Origin of the sequence: Pseudomonas berkeleyensis, from assembly GCF_014109765.1 — a bacterium.
In the GTDB taxonomy this organism is placed as follows: Bacteria; Pseudomonadota; Gammaproteobacteria; order Pseudomonadales; family Pseudomonadaceae; genus Aquipseudomonas; species Aquipseudomonas berkeleyensis.
The window spans coordinates 3,921,051-3,940,922 of the sequence record NZ_CP059139.1; the positions used below are offsets into that span (position 1 = coordinate 3,921,051).

Below are 19,872 nucleotides of genomic sequence, written 5' to 3' on the forward strand. Positions count from 1 at the left end.
TTGCTTGTCGGTTCTAGCCTCGGGGCGGCTGCGCCTGTATCCGCTCCCCTATCAGCTCCAGATAACGTCGAGCCCCCAATCCCAGTGGTCGACCGCTGCTCCAGACGATATCGACCCAAAGCCGCAACTGACTGGCCATGTTGTCGAATTTCACTTCCTGCAAGCTACCCGAGGCAATCAACGCAGCGACCAGAGGCGCCGGCAGATACGCCCACCCGAGCCCCGCCTGCACCAGGTTCAGGGTGGCTAGGTGGCTGTCGGTGAGCCACAGCCGATGGGAGAGCACAACCTGCGGATCGGTTGCCGACGGCGAGCCTGCGGCAACGATGATCTGCCGTGTATCGACCATCATCTGCGCGTCCATTGCTTTCAGGTAATCCGGCGCGGCGACCGCCACCAGCAACTGGCTACCGGCTTCGAGAAAGCGCTCGCGCTCATCGATGCCTGGGCGCTCGAACACCAGCGCCAGGTGAACGCTGCCTTCGTGCATCAGGCGTACGGCCTCGGCCTGCGAGGCGGAGCGCACCTCGATCTCCAACAAAGGGAACTCATTCGCCAGGTCGACCAGGGGCTGGCTCCACATGCCGCTCTGCAGCTCCGGGGCCATGGCGATCACCAGACGCCTCTCCAGGCCCTGATGCAGTTGCAGCGCCTGGGCATCGAGCCGGTTGAGCTGGCTGGCGACCTGACGCGCCTGCGGCTCCAGTGCCAGCGCCGCCTCGGTGGGTAGCGCCTTGCGCGTGCTGCGGTCGAACAACTCCAGATCCAGCTCCGCTTCGAGTTGAGCAATCGCCATACTCACCGCCGAGGGCACACGACCCAGCCGGCGCGCAGCAGCAGAAAATGATCCGGCATCGAGCACGGCGAGAAAGACACGCAGGGTTTCGCTGTTGAATGCCATGGTTGTTGTCAGCTTTCCTGATAACGATCGTCTTTATTTATCAGCTAATCCTCCCTAATTTCCAGCTATCTGTAGCAGGAGAGGAAGCAGCGTCATGAGTCAGAACTGGAAAGACCAGGTCGCGCTGGTCAGCGGTGCCGGCAGTGAGCAGGGTATCGGCATGGCCATCGCCAGACGCCTTGGCGCGGCTGGAGCGAAGCTGATCGTCACAGCCAGCAGCGCACGTATAGCAGAGCGTGTCGCCGAGCTGCGCGCCGCAGGCTACGAAGCCGAGGGCAAGGCGGTCGACCTCACCGATGAAGCTGGCGTGCAGGCGTTCACCGCCTGGGCCGAAGGGCTGTGGGGACGGGTCGACATTCTGGTCAACAATGCCGGCATGGCCATGCAGGGCAGTCCCGAACCGTTCGCGGAGGTCTCCAGCATGAGCCTGGAGATGTGGAACCTGTCGATTGCCCGCAACCTGACCAGTGCCTTCCTGCTCACCCGTGCGCTGCTGCCCGGCATGCAGGCACGCGGTCATGGCCGGGTCATTCATATCGGCTCCACCACCGGCACGCGAGGCGGCAATCCGGGCGAAGCGGCCTACAGCGCAGCCAAGGCCGGCATGGTGGGCCTGAACATGGGGCTGGCGCTGGAGGTTGCCCGTCACGGCATCACGGTCAACACCGTGGCTCCCGGCTGGATCGCCACCGGATCGAGTACGCCGGAGGAACAGCGCGCCGCGGCCTATGTACCGGTGGGCCGGGCCGGTCGGCCCGAGGAAGTGGCAGCTGCCGTGGCCTTCCTCGCCTCCCCCGAGGCCAGTTACATCACCGGCGAAACCCTGGTGGTCGACGGCGGCAATTGCCTGATCGAGAACAAAGCGCCATGAAGCCAGAATCGACGATAAACCCCGTGGTGCTGATCACCGGCGCAGCCGGGGGCGTGGGCAGTGCGCTGGTCGCCCGCTTTCTGGCCGGTGGCTGGCAGGTGTTTGCCACAGACGCCAATGCCGCCGGCCTGGCCGAACTGGGCAAGCGCCACATGCTCGTCGGCAGCCTGGCGGCGGACATTCGTACACCAGCGGCCTGCAACGCAGTGGTGAATGCGGCAATCGAAGCGGCCGGGCAACTCGATGCGGTGATCAATGCGGCAGGCGTGTGGCGCGAGGGGCCGGTGGAATCCTTCAGCGAGGAGGATTTCGACCTGGTACTGGACGTCAACCTCAAGGCAAGTTTCTTCATCTGCGCTGCCGCCATCCCCCATCTGCAGCAAACCCGCGGCGCGATCGTCAATATCTCCAGCGATGCAGGGCGCCAGGGCAACCCGAATGCAGCGGCCTATTGCGCCAGCAAGGGTGGCCTCAGCCTTTTCACCAAGGCCTTGGCACTCGACCTGGCGCCCTACGGCGTGCGTTGCAATGCCGTCTCGCCCGGCGATATCGACACCCCCATGCTCAAATTCCAGGCCGAGCGTTACGGCAATGGCGATCCGGACGCTTACTACCGCGAGCTGCTGGCGAAGTACCCGCAGGGCGAGCAAGCGCGCTTCATCCAGCCGGAGGAAGTGGCTGAGCTGGCGTTCTTTCTCTGCCAGCCCGGCGCCCGCTCGATCACCGGGGCGGACATGGCCATCGACCAGGGTGTCTCAGCCGGTCACTGAGCATCTGGCCGTTCGTAGCGTCGCTGGATGCGCGCCAGCTCACCCGTGCGCCGCAGCCGCGCCAGAGCCGCGGCCCAGGCGGCGACCAGCGCGTCGTCGCTGTCACGGCTGAAGGCGATGTAAAGCGATGAGCGATACAGCTCGATGGGCACCCGTCGCAAGGTGCCTGGGGCGATGTTCAACTGACCGCTGTAGTAGGCCACCCCGGCGTCTGTGTCGCCGACGATGATGTCGGTACGACCGGCGAGCAGCATGCGGTAAAGCTGATGACTCTCGCCAGCGCTCCTGTCGAGGTTATTGAAACCCAGCGATTGCAGCATGTTCGGCACCAGGCCGGCATGCCGCGTGGTGATTTGCGGCGCCCGCAACAGTTGCTCCAGAGAGTTGATCGACTGCGATGCATTGGCCAACTGATAGGGATGAATGGACTCTTCCACGATGGGCCCGACCCATTTGTACAGCGGCTCACGCTCAGGCGTACGGAAGAGCGAGTACATGATGGTATGCGGACGATGTTGCAAGGCATGAGCGGTGCGCATGCTCGGCAGCAACACGATCTCGAAGTCATCGCCGGTGAGCGCCATGATCGCCCGCACGACCTCCGTGGCCATGCCGGTCAGTTGGCCGTTGTCGCGGTAGTTGTAGGGTGCCCACTCCTCCGTGACGACCTGATATGGCTCGGCCCTGGCCAGGGCACCAGACAACAGACAGAGCAGCGCTAAGGCGAATATCGAAGGCTTCACGCATCCTGCCTGGCGATTCGAGGGATCAGGCAATCATAGCCGTTGCCGCCTGCATCGCGCTGCCACTCGTGTCAGGAAAACGCAGCAGTTGCATGAGCGAAAACGAAGGTTAAAGTAGTGCTTCAACCTATGAGTCAGCCATCACGATAGAGGCGCAATCGGCATGAAGATCGGCGAACTGGCGCAGCGTACCGGCCTGGCAGCCTCGCGTATTCGTTTCTACGAAAGCATTGGCCTGCTCAAGCTGGTGGAGCGCCAGGCCAACGGCTATCGCAGCTACCCGGAACAAGCTGTTATGGTGCTCAACCTGATCACCACGGCCCAGCAAGCCGGCTTCAGCCTGGATGAACTGCGCACGCTGCTGCCGCAGGATCTGTCGCAATGGCAACACGGCAAACTGCTCAACACCCTGCAGGCAAAAGTGAAAGACATCGAAGCGCTGGAGCAGCGCCTGGCGCAGAGCAAGACGCACCTGCTAGCGTTGATCGACGAGATCGAAAGCAAACCGGACGACCTCGACTGCGCCGCCAACGCCAGGCGGGTGCTATCGAAGATGAACCTGGGCGAGCCGAGCGAGGCGCCCAAGCGCGCCGGCAAGAACAGCAAGCGCGCATAAGGCTGCCCTTCGTAGGGTGCGCCGCGCGTACCACCTCCGTTGGTGAATGGCCGGATCGCTACTCCAGCCGACACCAGGCTCACCTCACCTTGACCACCACCTTGCCCTTCGCACGCCCACTGTCGACGTAGGCCAGGGCTTGATCGGTGGCCTCGAACGGGAAGACCTTGTCGATCACCGGGCGAATGACGCCACTGTCGATCAGTTCGCCCAGCCTGGCCAATTGCTCGCCACTGCCACGCATGAACAGAAAGGCATAGTTGACCTGGCGCTGCCTGGCCTTCTTGCGAATCTTGCGGCTCAACAGGCCCACGATCAGTTGCAGCAGCTTGGGCATGCCGGCATCTCTGGCGAACTCGGGGTCGGGTGGGCCGGACAGCGTGATCAGTTGGCCGCCGGGTCTGAGTACACTCAGGGATTTCTCCAGCTCCTCCGCGCCCAGGCTGTGCAGCACCAGATCGTAGTCACGCAGCGTCTTGGCGAAATCGTCCTTCTTGTAGTCGATGACGATGTCCGCGCCGAGGCTTTTCACCAGCTCGACATTGGCACTGCTGGTGGTGGTCGCGACGCTCGCGCCCAGCTGCTTGGCCAACTGGATCGCCAGGGTGCCAACGCCGCCAGAACCCGCATGGATAAAGACCTTCTGTCCTTTGCGCAGGTTGCCCTTCTCCACCAGTGCCTGCCAGGCAGTGAGGCCGACCAGAGGGATCGAGGCCGCCTCCTCCATGCTCAGGCTGAGCGGCTTCAGGGCGAGGTTGGATTCGGCGACAGCGATGAACTCGGCGAAGGTGCCGATGCGACGGGTATCGGTGCGGGCATAGACCTCATCGCCCGGTTTGAAGCGCTGAACCTTGGCACCGACCCGCGTGACGACACCCGCCAGGTCGTTGCCCAGCACCAACGGCAGGCGCAGCGGCAGAATCCGCTTGAGCGCACCACTGCGAATCTTCAGATCCAACGGATTGATGCTGGCCGCGTGGATCTGCACCAGCACGTCCTGTTCGCCCAGCTTCGGCTCCGGCACCTCGGCCAGTTGCAAGGGTTCCTGCTTTCCATAACGTTCGATGACGAAGGCTTTCATTGACATGACCTGGGTTCACTGCGTGACCGGTGGCACAGGAAGACGCCACCGGATGGTTAGACGATCTATCGCTGGATCAGCGAATTCCCTGGGCTCTGAGAGCGGCCGGCACGAACTCCGACTTGCTCGCCTTGAAACCGAAGGTGATGGGCTGCGCGCTGTTGTAGGTCAGGCCGAACACCAGATAGCGGCCGTTGCTGAAGTCGTAGATCGCCTCCCCCGCATACCAGGGTGTGTCGGCGTAGTCGTACTGCACATGGAAGCCCTCGGAGAACCGCCACAGCACGCCACGGCTGTCGTAGTGCTCGGCCAGGGCGATCTGCCAGGTGTCTTCATCGACATAGAACACGCGCTTGGCGTAGATGTGGCGCATACCCGGCTTGAGGGTGCCGACCACTTTCCATACGCGGTGCTTTTCATAGCGCAGATAGGCCGGATCGAGATGCCCCTTCTTGATCAACTTGTCCGAAGTCAGCTCATGACTGGTCAGGCGGTAGTTGTTGTAGGGGATATAGATTTCCTGCTTGCCTTCCAGCTTCCAGTCGTAGCGATCCGGCGAGCCGGTGTACATGTCGTAGTTGTCGGAGGTACGCAGACCATCGGCGGCGGTACCGGGGCCGTCATAAGCGACCTGTGGAGCCCGCCGCACGCGACGCTGCCCGGAGTTGTAGAGCCAGGCCAGACGCGGCTCCTTGACCTGATCGATGGTTTCCTGCACCAGCAGGATGTTTCCCGCCAGGCGGGCCGGCGCCGTCACCTTCTGCGTCGAGAAGATCATGATGTTGGCGTCGCTCACCGGGTCGAAGCCATTGAGGTTCTCCGGCCAGGCCGCGCGGTCTTCAAGCTGGACTTCACTGAAAGCACCGTTCGGCTGAGTGATCACCTGGGTATGCGTGCGCAACAGGCTGCCGCCCCGGTAGCGCATGAAGTGGTTCCACAGCACCTCCACCCCGCTCTTGGGATGGATGAAGGGGTAGTAGCCCTGGTAGTCGAGTACCCCATTGCCGCCCGCGACCAACCTGGCTGTCTGCGCGTTCTTTTGCGCCGCCTCGTAGACGTATTCAGGGTATTTGGCGGTACGCCGCGTTTCGTAGATGTTCAGGCGATAGCCGTCCGGATTACGGCGCAATTGTTCTATCTGCCCAGGCGTGAGGTTGTCTCGATAGCTCTCGTAGTTACTGGCGTCGATGGAAAACTTCACCGGGTCGCCGGCAAAGGGGTCGACGAATTGCTTGCCGATATCACTCCACGTCACGCCACGACTGAAGCCGCCCGTCCAGGCCGGAATGGAACCGTCGGCATTGCCGGCAGCTTCGGCGCCCAGCGGCGTGAACTCCTGGGCCGCAGCAAGGCTGAAGCTGGCGGCGAGGGTCGCCGCCAGCACCGAGATCGTGATCGCCTTAGTCATGGGCTTGCCCTGCCTGCGCCAGTTTTCCTTCGACGACGTCCAGGCCTTGGCGCGCCTGGCCGGAACCGAGTGCTTGCGCCTGCAGGAACCAGCTGTGGGCGTATTCCAGCGCCGATATTGCCTCGCCTTCATCACTGGCACGGGCCAGGTGGCAGTTACCGACGGCAATCGCGAGATCCGCCGTGATCAGGCGGTCGTCCAGTTCATTGGTGACGCAGTTGCCGTGGGGTTCGGCCTGTGCGGTGGCGACGACGAAGAAAGCCGTCGCAGTCAGGAGTTGCTTGATCATGGGTAGACCTCGGTAGGATGCTTCTCGATAGGTTCTATAACAGAACCTTGTGACGAGAAATTAGGTGCTATCATGAAACCTGTCAACCGCTTTCTTATCGGCACACGCCACCCAACCGCCCGGAGACATTCACGTGGAACGAGTCACCTTCGAGGATCGCAATTGCTCTGTCGCCCGCTCGGTGGATGTACTGGGCGACTGGTGGAACCTGCTGATCATCCGCGAGCTGCTCTGGGGCACGACCAAGTTCGATGAATTCCAGCGCAACCTGGAGATCTCCAAGGGCATCCTGTCCAAGCGCCTGAAGCTGCTCCAGGAATATGAGATCGTCGCCAAGCACTCCGTCGGTGCCGGCACCGAATACGCCCTGACCGAGAAAGGACGTGCCCTGCACGTGATCATCATCGCCATGATGCAGTGGGGAGATAAGTGGAACCCGTTGCCGGAGGGAGCCCCGCTGATTCCCATCAACCGCAAGACCGGAGCGACGCTCGCCCCGGTTCAACTGACGGATGTCAACGGCGAACCGCTTGCGCTGAAAGACCTCGGCCTGGTCGTCGGCCCAGGTGCGGATGAGACGACACGTGAGCGCCTGGACAAGCTGCGCCAGGCCGCTCAGCAGAGGGCTGAGGCCAGCCGCTGATCAGCTCAGCTCCGCTTCGATCACCTGCATACGGGCATGCCACTCGGAAAAGCGCAGGCTGACGAAAGCCAGCAATAGAAACAGCAGCGAAGCCAGCAACAAGCCGATGAAGCCGACGATGGGATAGAGCCACCCAGCGACAGCCGAACCAGTGCCGATGCCGGCGAACATGAACGATGCGGTCAGGGCCAGGGCGATGCCGCGTTGCTCGGGCATCAGCTCGACGATGCGCCGCTGCTGCGACGGCCAGACGATATCGGTGGCCAGTGCCCAAATCACCAGGGCCAGCAACAACCCGCCGAACAGCCTTGGCATCGCTGCAAGGCCCAGCAGATCCAGCGCCAGCAAGCCGATGCCGATCAGCAGCAAACGCTCGGCACTGACCCGCAGCGCCAGACGCGTGACCAGCAGGTTACCGAGCACGCCCGCTACACCCAGCACGGTCAGCGCCAGGGTGATGTCGTCGGCGCTGCCGTGGAAATCGTTGCCGATGATCGGCGCCAGAAAGGCATAGGTGGCGAATACACCCGTGGTGACGAAGAACACCACCAGAAACGCGCTCAGCGAAGTGGCACTGGTCAGCAGCGTAATGACTTCAATCGGCGCAACGCGCTGGCCCACCACACGATTTGGCACCCACGCCAGAATCATCGCCGCGATGAGCAGACCACTGGCGCCGATCCCGAAGAACAGGCTACGCGCTCCAAACTCATGGGCGAGCCAGGCGCTGATCGGCATGCCGGCCAAACCCGCGACACTCAGCCCGAGCAGCACGATGGCGATGGCGCTGCCCTGCTGCTCGCGCGTCACCAGGTTGGAGCCCAGGGCGCCAAGCACCGGGCCGATGAAGCCCGCGCCCAATCCCATCAGCACACGCGACGCCAAAAGCGTCTGGTAATCCGGCGCCGCGGCGAACAGCAGCGCGGCGACGCTGAATATCGACAGCCCCAGCAGCACCTGGGCACGCCGGCGCAGATGGCCCAGGGTCATCTGCAGCAGCGGTGCGGCGAGCGCGAAGGCGATGCCGAACACGGTGATCAACAGCGCGCTCTGGGCGATGCTCAAGGCCCAGGCGGCGGAGATCGCCTCCAGGCTGCCGACCACCGAAAGCGCGCCGACCGCCTGAACGAAATACGCCAGGCTGAGCAGGCGTAGAGCGAGGCGATTCGCTGCATTAATAGGGCTGTGCATGAGGTTCTCCAGGGGTGCACGAGAACGCCCGACCTCGTGATGAGGTCGGGCGCCGGGCTCAGGCAACGGGGATGGGGTTGTCGATAATCGACTGGTTGAACTGGTTAACCAGTGCGTGCTCGTTCGGCCCGACGTTGGCGCGCAGTGCCGTGATGCCGTCGACGATCACCTCGGTGGTCGCCGTCTCCAGCTTGGTCAGGGTCTCGGCGATGAAGGCGTCCAGCGGCATGGCGCGCGCGTCGCCGCTCTTGTGGATCAGGTCGGTGTCGACCCATGGCGGCGCGATCTCCAGCACCTTGACGCTGGTGTCGCGCAGCATGAAGCGCTGCGACAGACTGTAGGAATGGATGGCCGCCTTGGTCGCCGAGTACAGCGCGGTCACCGCAATCGGGATGAACGCCAGCACCGAGCTGTTGTTGATGATGGTGGCATCCGGCTGGCGCTTGAGGTGCTCGACGAAGGCCGCGCTGACCCGCACCGGGCCGAGCAGGTTGGTGGTCACCAGGCCGACCGCCTGTTCATCGTCGAGGTCGCCCGAGGCGGCATCGTCGAACGGCATGATGCCGGCGTTGTTGATCACCACGTTGAGGTCCGGGTGGCGTGCGATCACCTGCTGCGCCACGTCCTTAATCTGCTGCGCGTCGTTGATGTCCAGCACCACGGTGTCGATGCCGGGGTTGGCGCGGGCGATCTCGTCGAGCAGCGCCTGGCGGCGGCCGGCGATAATCACCTTGTTGCCACGTTGGTGAAAGGCTTCGGCCAGGCCGCGACCGATGCCCGAGGTGCCGCCGGTGATGAAGATGGTATTTGCGCTGAGTTTCATGGTGATGCTCCTGTTATGAAGGGTCGGTTAACGCTGAACGCTGTAGCGCGGTGCGGGCTGATTGGTGGAAAGCTGGTTGAACATGGCCTTGCGCGCCGCCTCGTAGGCATGCCACTGGCTGGCGTCGTGCAGCGATGGAATGGAGATCAGTTCGCCGCGATCGAAGTCGATCAGTGCGGCGTCGACCAGGGCGCTGGCCGGCATCACGATGCCTGGGTCGAGGTGCTCAAGCGGCAGGCCGCCGTTGTCCCAGAATTCGGTGGCAGTGGCGCCCGGCAGCACGGCCTGGACGCGTACGCCCTTGTCGGCCAGCTCGTGGTGCAGCGACTGGCTGAAGGCGGTGACGAACGCCTTGCTGCCGCCGTACACGCCGTTGAGTACTTCCGGGGTGATGCTGACGATGGACGAGATATTGATGATGGCGCCGTTGCCGCGCTCGACGAAGCCGGGGATGGCCGCGTAGCTCAGGCGCATCAGCGCGGTGACGTTGAGGTCGATCATCCGCGTCATCAGGCCGACATCACTGGCCAGCAGCGGCGTGTGGGTGCCGATGCCCGCGTTGTTGACCAGCAGGGTGATGCTCGCGTCCTGCTTGAGCTTGGCTTCCACGTTAGCCAGGCTGGCGGCGTCGCCCAGGTCGGCCTGCAGCACCTCGACCATGCGCTGGGTGTCGTCGGTGATGCGGCGGGCCAGGTCATTGAGGCGGTCACGGTTGCGGGCGACCAGAATCAGGTCGTAGCCACGCTGGGCCAGGCGTTCGGCGTACAGCGCGCCGATGCCGGAAGATGCGCCAGTGACCAGTGCGGTGCCTTTCGATGCAGTATTCATGGTGTGTCTCCAAGTGCGTTGGGCTTGGGACACATCATGGCGAGGATGGGCAAAGACCTAAATGACGTATACAGTCATGTTTTAGGACACGCCTGATACGAGACTCACCATGCACAGAATCGGCTACCTGCTCTCCGACGACTTCCAGGTGCTTTCGCTGGCTACCCAGACCGTCTTCGAATACGCCAACGTCGTCGCCGAGACGCCCTTCTACTCCATCGAATTCTTCTCCGTCACCGGCGGCATCGTGCGCTCGTCCCTGGGCCTGGGCATCGAAACTCGCGCGCTGAACAACCCCGGCCTGGCCGACACCTGGATGATCGCCGGGGTCAACAAGCCGCTGGAAACGCCGCCGAGCGAGGCCGCCCTGGCCTTCGTGCACCAGGCCGGGCAGCAGGCGCGCCGCGTCGCCGGCATCTGCACCGGCGGCTTCGTGCTGGCCCAGGCCGGCCTGCTCGATGGCCGCCGTGCAACCACCCACTGGGCCTACGGCGCCGCCCTGCAAAGGCTGTATCCGCAGATCAGCGTCGAGGACGATCGCATCTTCATCATCGATGGCAACGTGTGGACTTCTGCCGGCATGACCGCTGGCCTGGATCTGGCACTCGGCATGGTGGAAAAGGATCTCGGCCCTGAAGTGGCGCGCTCGGTGGCGCACAAACTGGTTATGCACCAGCGCCGCTCGGGCGGACAGTCACAACACTCGGAGATGCTCACTCTCGCGCCAAAATCCGACCGCATCCAGAACGCCCTGAACTACGCCCGGCAGAACCTGCACAAGCCGCTCAGCGTCGAGGAACTGGCCGAAGCCGTGCACCTCAGCCCGCGTCAGTTCACCCGGGTGTTCACCGCTGAGACCGGGCAATCCCCGGCCAAGGCCATCGAACGCCTGCGCCTGGAGGCCGCACGGGTGATGATCGAACAGAGCCGCCATTCGCTGGACGTGATCGCCAAGGAAACCGGCTTTCGCGACCGCCGCCACATGCGCGAAGTGTTCATTCGCGGCTTCGGCATCCCACCCCAGGCAATACGCCGCGACGTGCGGGGCGTGAAGGCCTGAGCGAGTCACGTGAACAGTCATTGACATTAAAGTGAACTTCAACGTTAAGGTCGCCTCACCCTAAGCCGAGGAGGCGCTGATGAACCTGTTCGATCCCCTTGCCCTGCCCAACGGCTCGACCCTTCCCAATCGCCTCGCCAAGGCGGCGATGGAGGAGAACATGGCAGATGCCGACCATGCCCCTTCCACTCAGCTGATACGCCTCTACAAGGCCTGGGCCGAAGGTGGCGCCGGTCTGTTGATCAGCGGCAACGTGATGGTCGACAGCCGCGCCATGACCGGGCCCAGCGGTGTGGTGCTGGAAGACGACAGGCAACTGCCCCGCTTCGAGCACTGGGCCCGTGTCGGCCGCGCCAAGGACGCGCAATTCTGGTTGCAGATCAACCATCCCGGCCGGCAGATGCAGGTCAACCTGGGCCAGCCGACCTGGGCGCCATCGGCCGTGGCACTGGAGCTGGGCAACCTGTCCAAGCGCTTCGCCACGCCACAGGAAATGACTCCGGCGGTGATTCAGGAGGTGATCGAGCGCTTCGCTCGCACCGCACGTCTGGCGGAGCGGGCCGGTTTTACCGGGGTGGAGATCCACGCTGCGCATGGCTACCTACTCAGCCAGTTCCTTTCACCACTGAGCAATCAGCGCAGTGACCAGTGGGGCGGCTCGCTGGAGAATCGTGCGCGTCTGCTGCTGGAGATCGTCAAGGCAGTGCGCGTGGTGGTCGCCCCGGGTTTCGCCGTGGCGGTCAAGCTCAACTCGGCCGACTTCCAGCGCGGCGGCTTCAGCGCCGAGGACGCACAACAGGTAGTGCGCCTACTCGACAGGCTAGGCGTGGATCTGGTCGAGCTCTCCGGTGGCAGCTACGAGGCACCGGCCATGCAGGGCCAGGCCCGCGACGGCCGTACCCTAGCGCGCGAAGCCTACTTCCTGGAGTTCGCCCGCGAGATCCGCACCGTGGCAAGCATGCCGATCATGGTCACCGGCGGTATCCGCCGTGCACCGGTGGCGCAAGAGGTGCTGGCCAGCGGCATCGAGATGGTTGGCATCGGCACCGCCCTGGCCATCGACCCGAACCTGCCCCGTGACTGGCAGCTCGGCCGCGGCAACGCCCCGCAGCTACCTCCGATTACCTGGAACAACAAGGTGCTGGCCTCGCTGGCCAACATGGCGGTGGTCAAATACCAACTGCACAAGCTCAGCCAGGGCCGGGAGTCCCAGCCCGGCGTATCCCCCTTGTGGGCGCTGCTGACGCAGCAGGTGAAAGACATCTTCCGCACTCGCCAATATCGGCGCTGGATGCAGCGGCGACAGGCGAGCTGAAAGGTAATCGAGCAGCGCGCCTATTCAGGTTTCTGGCAAACGACCTCGACATTGATACCGTCAGGATCGAAGACGTAAGCGGCATAGTAATGATCGTGATAGCGATGCCTGATGCCAGGTACGCCGTTATCACGACCACCGGTTCTCAGCGCCTCGCGATGGAACGCATCGACCAGGGCCCGTTCTTCGACCGCGAAAGCGATATGGCTGCCCTTGCCTGGCTCTTCCTCATCGTGAAGCCAGAGGCAGGGGTAGCCACCCACGCCAAGCCCGTACCGGGTGCCACCGGTACGAGTGCGCTCGGGTGGAACAGTGATGATTATCTTGAAACCCAATGGAGCCAGGGCGAGTTCGTAGAACCGACAGGATGCCGCAGCGTCCCTCACGGCGAATTCGACATGGTCAAGAATGCTCATCGATACTTCCCCCTTCATGAATCTTCTGTCGCCGCTCAGCGCTAGCGATCATGTGTACACATCTCTCGATCAATGCCCGTGTTGCCAGCTCTTGTAGACGAACTCCAGGCTATAGCCATCTAGATCGCGAACATTCGCGGCGTAGTAGCGAGGGTCATAGTGCAGCCGAGCACCAGGGGCTCCGGCATCCGTAGCACCTGCGGCCAACGCGGCGGCGTATGCCGCATCGACAGCGTCGCAGCTATCGGCGACGAAGCCGACATGCACGGCACGGGTATCGACCGCCCCCTCACGCAGCCAGAAAAACATGCGCCCCTGTGCGCCAAAACCCTTGAGATCAGGATGTCCCGGTGGGCCGTTCTTGCCGTCGTAATCGAGCCGGTTACGAATACCGAGCGGAGCCAGTGCCTGTGAGTAGAACTGCACCGCAGCATCGACGTTTTTCACCGAAAGAAAAATATGGTCAAGCATTTCGCCGCTCCCTTCAGATGATGTAACCGCCAGCGACTTCGATGGACTGGCCGTTGATCCAGCTGCCGTCGGCAGTCAGCAGCATAGCGATCACACGTGCGACCTCCTCAGGCTCACCGATGCGTCCCAGGGCTGTCTGGCCCGCGAGCAAGGTCTCGAAATCTGCGTTCAGTCCACCGCCCAACTCGGTACGCACAGGCCCGGGTGAAACGGCGTTTACACGGATGCGGCGCTCACCGAACTCCTTAGCCATGTAACGCGTGAGCACCTCCAGCCCCGTCTTGAAGGCTGCATAAGGCGCAACGCCTACGGTCGCCACGCGGGTGGTTGCACTGGTGACATTGACGATACCTGCCCCTTCCTGCAGCAAAGGCAGTAGGGTTTGCGTCAAGAAGAACGGCCCCTTCAGATGCACATTCAGCAGGCCATCGAATTGCGCCGGGGTGACGTTCTCGATGGGGTTGAACAGTCCATAGCCGGCGTTGTTGATCAACCCCGTCAGCCCACGTGCTTGAAACTCGCGGGTCAGGACGTCCACCACCTCATCGCGAAATGCGTGAAAGCTCTCTACCTCACTGACATCCAGCTTCAGTGCCACGGCCTTGCCACCTTCTGTCTGGATCTGTTCGACCACTTCAGCAGCACGCAGTGGGTGGCTGTTGTAAGTCAGAATCACGCCCAGACCGCGACGGGCGCACTCGATGGCCGTGCTGGCACCGATGCCTCGACTTCCACCTGTAATGACGATTGTACTCATCTCGACAGCTCCCTCGTTTGGATGCGCAAACGATAGGGAACAGGGTCAGGGGACACACACCCATTACTGGCAGATTCCTGCCTATTTCTACCTTCCACCTTGTGAGCAATATCAAGACAGGCTCAAATGGCGGTATGAACGATCAACTCGAAGAACTACGCGCGCTTACCGCTCATGCCGAGAACCGACGCACCGAGACAGGTATTCCGCGCGTCGCCATGGTTCAGGGCGAAATACCCGAACACCAGTTGGCGGCAGTCTACGACCCCATGGTCAACCTGATCCTGCGTGGCAGCAAGTCGATATCCATTGGCGGCAGAACGCTACACTACGACTCTGCTACCTATTTCGTGATGTCCGTAGGCCTGCCTGCTGCAGGACAGGTGCATGCCGATGAATCAGGCGCGCCTTATCTGGCAGTCGCCTTGTCACTCGATGCCAAGGTCATTGCTGATCTGTTGTACGACCTGCCTGATCCTCTCACCCGAGACAAGGAGCACAAGGCCTTCTCCGTCGCCCAGGTAACCCGCGAATTACTGGACGCCTGGGTGCGCATGCTGCGCCTGATGCAACGCCCAGAGGAGATCGCCGCGCTCGCCCCCGCCTACGAACGCGAGATTCTCTATCGCGTACTGCAGGGATCGATGGGCTGGATGTTGCACGACATTGTCTCCCCCGATAGCGCACTGGCTCGAATCAACACAGCGATTCAGCGAATTCGCCAGGACTACGCGCAGCCGTTGCGCATTGATGAACTGGCCGCGCACTCTGCCATGAGCGTGTCCGCCTTCCACCGGCACTTCAAGACCGTCACCGCGCTGAGCCCGCTGCAATACCAAAAGCAGATCCGCCTGCTGCAGGCTCGCACCCTCCTGCTTACAGCTGGACGTAGCGTGACCGCCGCAGCACACGAAGTGGGCTACGAAAGCCCGACCCAGTTCGGTCGGGAGTACACCCGTGAGTTCGGTGTATCACCCGCCAGGGACACCGCGAGAATTGCCCAGCAAATGAAGGCGGACTGATCATCTGCTTGCGCGGCAACTCTGCGAACGGGGCTTTGCATGTTCAGAATGCCAGCACCTCACCATCTTGCGGAATCAGCACCTCGACCTGCGCGCGGGTAGCGGCCTCGGCCAACGCCAGGCGGCTGACCGGGCAGTGGCTGATCGCCTCGAGGTGATTGGCCACCACTGCCGCACCACTCAACTGGGCGAACTCGATCACCTCATCGATGCCCATGATGATGTCGCCGCCCAGGTCGAAACGCGCACCACCTGCCGGCACCACACTGACGGCAGGTCGATGCTCGCGCACGCAGGCACGCACCGCATCGGTGAGCAGCGTGTCGCCCGCGAGGTACAGGCTCGGCTCACCCGGCATCTCGATCAGAAAACCGACACCGTGCTCCATCAGGCGCCCGACGATTCCCAGGCCATGGGTGCAGCGGATGGTGCGAATGCGTCCGCCGAGAAAGGGGCCGGGGTATTCATGCTCTGGCAACAACACCTGCACGTTCAGGCCACGCTGTCGCAGGTAGCTGGCGTCGTGCGGCGTGCAGATCACCGGAATCTGCCGCTCGCGCAGCCACTGGGTGCCGGCACGATCCAGGTGATCGAAATGACCTTTCTGGCAATGGGTGATCAGGCAGTGAGTGACCGACTCCAGCGCGGCGCGAGCACCGACTGGCAACTCGACCATTGGGTTGCGCTGGCGAGCGCCGAACAATCGCAGCGGTGGTAACGCGCCCTGCCGGGCCAGCATGGGGTCGACCAGAACGCGGTACTGGCCGAATTCGATGATGATGGTGGCGTTACGCAGTTGCTGAATCTTCATGAAAAGCCCTCGGGTTCTGAGGGCTCCATGCTGCCTATCCGGCTTCAGGGCAATAATGGCAGTATTGGACATCTTTGATTCATTTCAGGCCATCACTCCATGCGCATTGGTTTGCTGCTGTATCCAGACTGTATGCCTGCCGGGCTGTTCGCCTTCGCCGACCTGCTGCACGCGGCCAACCGCCGAAGCGGACACCCGCTGTTCGAGGTTCACTATGTCGCCGAGCGGGCCGGATCGGTGCAGTGCGCGCATGGCATGAGCCTGCAGGCCAGCGCCGCGCTCGCCCCGCGCCAGCTCGATGCCCTGCTCATCCCCGGTTTCTGGGCCGAATCGGCGGAGCAGGCAGAGGCGGTTTTGAGCGGCAATGCCGCACTGATCAAGGCGCTGTCGTCCATTGGCAAGCGCGTGCAGCTGTGGAGCTACTGCACGGGTGTCGGCCTGCTCGCCGCCAGCGGTCGCCTGAACGGCCAGGCGGCAACGGTGACCTGGTGGCTGGCGGACGTCATGCGTGAACGCTTCGCACGGGTACGCTGGCAAAGCGAGAGCAGTTGCGTGTTCGCCCAGGGCGTAGCCACTGCATCCGGGGTGAACGGCTACTTGCCGATTGCCCAGGGCGTGATCGAGCGGCACCTCAGCGAACAGGCCTTCAGGGACATCAGCCAGTTGATGGTGCTGCCCCGCCCGGCTGTCCCGCACAGTGCGTTCCAGGGCGCCAGTCTGATGCAGCAGCCCGTGGGCCTGTTGCGCCGCCTGCATGCCCTGATCGAACAAACGCCTGCCGAGCAACTGACGGTGCAGGTGCTGGCCGACCAATTGGCGATGTCCGAACGCACCCTGGCGCGCAAGGTAAGCGCACAAACCGGTGAACCGGTTGCGAGCTACGCGCGGCGCATCAAGCTCTACCAACTCAGCGAACGCCTGGCCATGACCTCCTCACCGCTGAGCACCCTCAGTGCCGAGCTGGGCTTCAGCAGCCCGGCCAATCTGCGGCGCATGTTCAAGGCGCTGACCGGGCTGACACCTGCGCAGTATCGCCAGCAGTACGGGCGTATCTGATCGCGCAATTCGCGGCACTCGACAGCGACGGAAAAGACCCGACGACAAGCGAAAAGCCGTTTCGCTCGTTGCGCTGATGCAACAGTCCTTTGTCGAATCGACGGTTTAATGAGCTTGCTAACGAGGCGTATAACCGAAGTGCGACATATCGCCGCATTCGCATTTCGAGGAGACAAGCATGAACGTGATCGTGCATGAGCGTGACAACGAACATCTTTCCCGTGAAGCCCGTGCCATGGGAATCGTGGTCTGGGATGTGATTCAGAACGGAGAGCTGGTCGGCATCTTCCCGTCGCAGGACGAAGCCAATGCCTACCGCCAGGCGCTGGAAGAAGCGCAACCGCAAGGATGAACAGAGGCTGTTGCCGTTTCCAGCGAAACGGCAACAGCTTCAAAGATGCATCTAGCCCACAGCCCTCAAGCGCCCCCCCCGAACCGCCCCGCCAGCCGGCAACCCCCGGTAATCCTTCGGCAACCAATAGCGCAGGTAGCCCGCCAGGCGTTGCCAGAATCCTGAAGTGCCGTGTTGGTAGCAGGGCAACTCGCGTGGCAGTAACAACTGCGCCGCCAGGTAGCCGACCTCCGCTTCGCAGTAGTCGTAACTCCCCCGATCAGCTGTTTCAAGATCGGGCCAGGCGTAGCGACGTTCAGAGTGGATATTCATCGCCTCGGCCCTCTCACAGATCGAGCACGAGGGGCTGCACGCCGTCCTCGCCCTGCGCCGGGATTGCACAGCAGATCAGCACACTACCGTCCTCCGGCAATTCAGTCGGTGGGTTCGGGTAGTGCACCTGACCGCTGACCAGGCGCGTCTTGCAGGTACCGCAGGAACCGCCACGGCAGCTGAACTCAGGCGTCAGGCCACGGCTTTCTGCCAGTTCCAGCAGGCTGCCACCCTCCGGCTTCCAGCGTGCCTCCTTACTCGAGGAGGTGAAGTACACCGGTACCGGCTCGCTCGCGGCGGGCGGCTGGACGAAGGTGACGCTCTGACCATCCGTGCGACGCGTCAGTGTCGACGGGCCGAACGCCTCGGCATGAATGCGCGTGTCGGCGACGTTCAAATCGCGCAGGCCGTCGTAGATCGCCTGGGTAAAGGCGGCCGGGCCACACAGGTAGAAATCGTAATCGTCGAACGACAGCGCCGCCTTGATCTGCGCCAGCTCGATGCGCCCATGCTGCTCGTAGTCGTGCCCGAGCACTGCGTCCTGCTCCGGTGCACTGAGAGCACGGTGAACCTGCAACAGGCCACCCGCGCGCTGTACCAACTCGCGCAGCTCGGCCTGGAACGGCAGGTCAGCGAGCGTCCGTGCGCCCTGGAAGAAGTGGATACGCCTGCCCTGCTCCAGCGCCACCTGCTCGCGCAGCATCGACAGCAACGGGGTGATGCCGACACCGGCACCGATCAGCACCAGTGGCCGGTTGGTCTCACTGTTCAGGGTGAAACTGCCCAACGGCGGGCGCACGTCCAGCACAGCGCCTACCCGGATCTGCTCGTGCAGATGCCGCGAAACCACACCCTGCGCCTTGATGCTGATACGCAGCTGATTGTCCGACGGTGCACTGGACAGGCTGTAGGTACGCAACAGGGTTTCGCCCGTGGCAGTAGTGATGCGAATCGGCAGGTGCTGACCGGCGGCGAAGCGCGGTGCAACGCCTTGCTCAGGCGTCAGCACGAACGAGCGGATATCGGCGCTCTCCTGCTGCTGGTGCTGCACGCGCCAGCGCTGCCACTGGTTGCGCTGCTCACGTTCGCGCAGGCGGGCGTCGGTTTCCGCCCAGGTGCCGGTCATCAGGCTGGTCGGTGCATATTCTTCGAAGGCCCAGCGCAGTGAGGTCGCTGCCGGGCGCAGCACCGCCTGTTCGACGTCGAGCGTCCACAGCCGCTCGGCGCCTTCGAAGGCGTTGATCAGCGGGCTGTCGAGGATGATCTCGGCGCGACCAGCCAGTTGCAGCACGTCGCCGCTGGTGAAATCGACGAACAGCAGACCGGCGCGCGCGGATTGACGCTGAGGTTGCCCAGGGTATTGAAGAACAGATTGCCGGCGTAGTCGGGAATGGTCAGCCGATTACCTTCCACCCGCACGAAGCCGGCGCGCCCGCCACGGTGCGAAACGTCTACCGAGCGGCGGCCATCGTCGTGCTCGACGTAACTGGCGACGAAGAAGGTGTCGGCGCTGCGGATCATCTCGACGCTGCGCGCATCCAGTTCGGTCGCATCAATGCGCTCGATACCCCGTTCGTGCGCGCGGCGGTACTGGCGCAGTTGGATGTACTGCGGGCAATTGCCGTAGGAATGCTCCACGGTGATCTCCAGGCGCTGCGCCGAGGCTTGGCGAATATGCCCATTGAGACGATTGCGCCGCCGCGTATGCAGCTCGATGCCGAGCAGGCCGATGGCCTCGCCGCTGCCCAGGCCGGATGTAGCCGGATCGAGCGGGTCGAGCGCCATGGCGGCGAGATCGAACGACAGCTGGCGTGGATCGGGCGAGGTGACGAAACCCTCCTCACCCTCGATCAGGGTGGCCCAGGGCTGGCCTACGCCATCCACAGCACCTGCGATCATGAACGGCAGCTGGTGATAGAACTCGCGATGCTGATCCGGCATGTAGTCGCGGATCACCTTCTGCCCGAGCACTTCCATACGTTCGCCAACGCCGACCTTTTCCTGCAGTTGCCGTTCACCGGCGTGCCAGGGCGACTGCCGGTGGCTGGGGAGCTGTTGCATGTTCTGTCCTCCACGCAAGAAGCTGCCGAGTGATCCCGGCAGCGGCTGTAGAGCGCTTCTAAAAACGTAGGCGAG

22 protein-coding genes and 1 pseudogene are annotated in these 19,872 nt (G+C 63.0%); 9 read left to right on the forward strand and 14 right to left on the reverse strand.

Features of this window, described 5'->3' with window-relative positions; genetic code table 11:
• Positions 1–13: 13 nt before the first annotated feature.
• The gene (locus HS968_RS18140) at positions 14–901 is read right to left on the reverse strand and encodes a LysR family transcriptional regulator (RefSeq protein WP_182367888.1); all 888 of its coding nucleotides are present in this window, start codon (positions 899–901) and stop codon (positions 14–16) included.
• 94 nt (positions 902–995) lie between these two features.
• Here HS968_RS18140 and HS968_RS18145 point away from each other — a divergent pair, with 94 nt between their 5' ends.
• On the forward strand, positions 996–1,772 hold the full coding sequence (locus HS968_RS18145; protein WP_182367891.1) for an SDR family NAD(P)-dependent oxidoreductase: 777 nt from the start codon (positions 996–998) through the stop codon (positions 1,770–1,772).
• Positions 1,769–2,542 (forward strand): SDR family NAD(P)-dependent oxidoreductase, encoded by a 774-nt coding sequence (locus HS968_RS18150; protein ID WP_182367894.1) that lies wholly within the window; start codon positions 1,769–1,771, stop codon positions 2,540–2,542. The genes HS968_RS18145 and HS968_RS18150 overlap by 4 nt, the downstream gene beginning before the upstream one ends.
• On the opposite strand, the gene HS968_RS18155 is transcribed toward HS968_RS18150, so the two are convergent.
• A complete protein-coding gene (locus tag HS968_RS18155; protein WP_182367897.1) occupies positions 2,536–3,285 on the reverse strand; it encodes a substrate-binding periplasmic protein in 750 nt (249 codons plus the stop codon). The genes HS968_RS18150 and HS968_RS18155 overlap by 7 nt on opposite strands.
• A gap of 163 nt (positions 3,286–3,448) precedes the next feature.
• On the opposite strand from HS968_RS18155, the gene HS968_RS18160 reads away from it, so the two are divergent.
• Positions 3,449–3,901 carry a MerR family transcriptional regulator gene (locus HS968_RS18160; RefSeq protein WP_182367900.1) on the forward strand — a complete coding sequence of 151 codons (453 nt, stop codon included), beginning with the start codon at positions 3,449–3,451 and terminating at the stop codon, positions 3,899–3,901.
• 79 nt (positions 3,902–3,980) lie between these two features.
• Here HS968_RS18160 and HS968_RS18165 read toward each other — a convergent pair whose 3' ends face one another.
• The 3 genes from HS968_RS18165 to HS968_RS18175 form a co-directional block, all read right to left on the reverse strand.
• Entirely contained in the window at positions 3,981–4,982 is a 1,002-nt protein-coding gene (locus tag HS968_RS18165; protein ID WP_182367902.1) for an NADP-dependent oxidoreductase, read from the reverse strand.
• 76 nt (positions 4,983–5,058) lie between these two features.
• Positions 5,059–6,390: a DUF1329 domain-containing protein gene (locus tag HS968_RS18170; protein WP_238338854.1), complete on the reverse strand. Its 1,332-nt coding sequence runs from the start codon at positions 6,388–6,390 to the stop codon at positions 5,059–5,061.
• Positions 6,383–6,679: a hypothetical protein gene (locus HS968_RS18175; protein ID WP_182367905.1), complete on the reverse strand. Its 297-nt coding sequence runs from the start codon at positions 6,677–6,679 to the stop codon at positions 6,383–6,385. The genes HS968_RS18170 and HS968_RS18175 overlap by 8 nt, the downstream gene beginning before the upstream one ends.
• Positions 6,680–6,812: 133 nt before the next feature.
• Here HS968_RS18175 and HS968_RS18180 point away from each other — a divergent pair, with 133 nt between their 5' ends.
• Complete coding sequence (locus HS968_RS18180; RefSeq protein WP_182367908.1) at positions 6,813–7,322, forward strand: winged helix-turn-helix transcriptional regulator; 510 nt, start codon at positions 6,813–6,815, stop codon at positions 7,320–7,322.
• Here the strand turns inward: HS968_RS18180 and HS968_RS18185 are convergent, their stop codons facing one another.
• Genes HS968_RS18185 through HS968_RS18195 form a run of 3 tightly spaced genes read right to left on the reverse strand, consistent with a single transcriptional unit; the run spans position 7,323 to position 10,164 of the window.
• Complete coding sequence (locus HS968_RS18185; protein WP_182367911.1) at positions 7,323–8,513, reverse strand: MFS transporter; 1,191 nt, start codon at positions 8,511–8,513, stop codon at positions 7,323–7,325.
• A gap of 58 nt (positions 8,514–8,571) precedes the next feature.
• Positions 8,572–9,336 (reverse strand): SDR family oxidoreductase, encoded by a 765-nt coding sequence (locus HS968_RS18190; RefSeq protein ID WP_182367914.1) that lies wholly within the window; start codon positions 9,334–9,336, stop codon positions 8,572–8,574.
• A 27-nt stretch (positions 9,337–9,363) separates the two neighbouring features.
• Entirely contained in the window at positions 9,364–10,164 is an 801-nt protein-coding gene (locus HS968_RS18195) for an SDR family NAD(P)-dependent oxidoreductase (protein ID WP_182367917.1), read from the reverse strand.
• 109 nt (positions 10,165–10,273) lie between these two features.
• On the opposite strand from HS968_RS18195, the gene HS968_RS18200 reads away from it, so the two are divergent.
• On the forward strand, positions 10,274–11,224 hold the full coding sequence (locus HS968_RS18200; RefSeq protein WP_179624374.1) for a GlxA family transcriptional regulator: 951 nt from the start codon (positions 10,274–10,276) through the stop codon (positions 11,222–11,224).
• Between the two features lie 79 nt (positions 11,225–11,303).
• A complete protein-coding gene (locus HS968_RS18205; RefSeq protein ID WP_182367919.1) occupies positions 11,304–12,539 on the forward strand; it encodes an NADH:flavin oxidoreductase/NADH oxidase family protein in 1,236 nt (411 codons plus the stop codon).
• 20 nt (positions 12,540–12,559) lie between these two features.
• Here HS968_RS18205 and HS968_RS18210 read toward each other — a convergent pair whose 3' ends face one another.
• The 3 genes from HS968_RS18210 to HS968_RS18220 form a co-directional block, all read right to left on the reverse strand.
• Positions 12,560–12,955 (reverse strand): VOC family protein, encoded by a 396-nt coding sequence (locus HS968_RS18210; protein WP_182367921.1) that lies wholly within the window; start codon positions 12,953–12,955, stop codon positions 12,560–12,562.
• Positions 12,956–13,024: 69 nt separating this feature from the next.
• Positions 13,025–13,426 (reverse strand): VOC family protein, encoded by a 402-nt coding sequence (locus HS968_RS18215; protein WP_182367923.1) that lies wholly within the window; start codon positions 13,424–13,426, stop codon positions 13,025–13,027.
• A gap of 13 nt (positions 13,427–13,439) precedes the next feature.
• Positions 13,440–14,183, reverse strand: coding sequence for an SDR family NAD(P)-dependent oxidoreductase (locus HS968_RS18220; protein WP_182367925.1), 744 nt, complete (start codon positions 14,181–14,183; stop codon positions 13,440–13,442).
• A 134-nt stretch (positions 14,184–14,317) separates the two neighbouring features.
• On the opposite strand from HS968_RS18220, the gene HS968_RS18225 reads away from it, so the two are divergent.
• Positions 14,318–15,205 carry an AraC family transcriptional regulator gene (locus tag HS968_RS18225; protein ID WP_182367928.1) on the forward strand — a complete coding sequence of 296 codons (888 nt, stop codon included), beginning with the start codon at positions 14,318–14,320 and terminating at the stop codon, positions 15,203–15,205.
• 43 nt (positions 15,206–15,248) lie between these two features.
• On the opposite strand, the gene HS968_RS18230 is transcribed toward HS968_RS18225, so the two are convergent.
• A complete protein-coding gene (locus HS968_RS18230; RefSeq protein WP_182367931.1) occupies positions 15,249–16,016 on the reverse strand; it encodes an MBL fold metallo-hydrolase in 768 nt (255 codons plus the stop codon).
• Between the two features lie 99 nt (positions 16,017–16,115).
• Between HS968_RS18230 and HS968_RS18235 the strand changes: the two genes are divergently transcribed.
• Complete coding sequence (locus tag HS968_RS18235) at positions 16,116–17,072, forward strand: GlxA family transcriptional regulator (RefSeq protein ID WP_238338855.1); 957 nt, start codon at positions 16,116–16,118, stop codon at positions 17,070–17,072.
• A 178-nt stretch (positions 17,073–17,250) separates the two neighbouring features.
• Positions 17,251–17,424: a hypothetical protein gene (locus HS968_RS18240; RefSeq protein ID WP_170965182.1), complete on the forward strand. Its 174-nt coding sequence runs from the start codon at positions 17,251–17,253 to the stop codon at positions 17,422–17,424.
• 51 nt (positions 17,425–17,475) lie between these two features.
• On the opposite strand, the gene HS968_RS18245 is transcribed toward HS968_RS18240, so the two are convergent.
• On the reverse strand, positions 17,476–17,736 hold the full coding sequence (locus HS968_RS18245; protein ID WP_182367934.1) for a hypothetical protein: 261 nt from the start codon (positions 17,734–17,736) through the stop codon (positions 17,476–17,478).
• A gap of 13 nt (positions 17,737–17,749) precedes the next feature.
• A pseudogene (locus HS968_RS18250) lies at positions 17,750–19,797 on the reverse strand (pyridoxamine 5'-phosphate oxidase family protein).
• Between the last annotated feature and the right edge of the window lie 75 nt (positions 19,798–19,872).